The 1,142-nt window shown below is 54.7% G+C and carries 1 pseudogene; it reads right to left on the bottom strand.

Annotation, left to right across the window (positions count from 1 at the left end):
* Positions 1-1,142, bottom strand: a pseudogene (locus DW835_RS17735) (RHS repeat protein); the annotation flags it as partial.

The raw sequence follows: 1,142 nt of genomic DNA, 5'->3' as shown, positions 1-1,142 counted from the left end.
AGAAGCTGTCCCCGGACATCATAAGCATAGGAGAGATCCAACGCATTATTCCCTGTGGTGATGCCGCCCAGAGTCGCCTGCATGCCTGCCTTCGCTGTGCGGTTTCCGTTGCCGTCATACCGGTATGCAAAGGAGAGCAGGACATCTTCTCCTGCCTTGGTTTCCAGTGTGCGGATGTTACCGTCACCATCGTAGGTATAGGCGGTCTCCACACCATTGCCATAACGGATATGGCGGATGCGGTTCAGGGCATCGTAGCCGTAGCGCACTTCCAGTCCGTCATTGTTGTAAATACGGCTCCTGCGTCCTAAGATATCGTACTCATACCGGGTGCTGACTCCTGCGGGGTCTTTAATCTCCGTGATCTGCCCTGCCCTGTCATGGGTATAGGAAACTAAGCGTTTCCCGTTGGAACGCTTCTCTTTCAGGTTACCATATGCATCGTAGATATATTCATAGGACTTTCCGTCGCAGACAGCACGGGTCACCCGGCCCAGACTGTCATAGTGCCAGGTGCTGATGTTGGTGTGCTTTCCTTCCGCATCGGATGCCTTCTCATATACAGGCTGACCGAACACGTTGCAGGCACGCTGCAGCTGTCTTCCATCCCGGTCGATATGCAGGGACAGGTTGCCCTCCTCGTCATACCGGAAGGTCTCTGTGAATCCCAGCTGATCAATTCTCTCGCTGACCTTGCCGAGACTGTTGTAACGGTACTGCACTGCATTGCCGTTACCGTCTATAGTCCTGCTGATCTGTCCGGCGGGGGTGTATTCATAGCCTTCCTTCCCCCCGTCCGCAAAGCCAATGCCTGTGATGCGTCCCCAGCTGTCCACGTCATAGGAGATGGGATTCTGGTTGCCGTCCACGACTCCCGTGATCTGGCCTCTGGCATTATACTCATACTGTTGGAGGGTGCGCTGATGGTTCCGGTTACCGTTCCCTAATCGCCGGACATCCTTGATCTTTCCGTCCAGTTCGTAGGAAAGTTCTGTCCGGTTTCCAAACGTATCCTTTTGGATGACCGGCTGATTCCGCAGGTTGTAGGAAAGCTCCTGTACCACTTCACCTAATGCATTGGTGGTGCGGAGGCGGTTGCCACGGCTGTCATAGGTGTAGGCTGCGCCTGCCCCGTCATCGTT

It is taken from the genome of Clostridium sp. AM34-9AC, from assembly GCF_003480225.1.
GTDB classification, from domain to species: domain Bacteria; phylum Bacillota; class Clostridia; order Lachnospirales; family Lachnospiraceae; genus Acetatifactor; species Acetatifactor acetigignens.
Note: the sequence above shows the minus strand (reverse complement) of the source record. Positions and strands in the feature narration are given on the sequence as shown.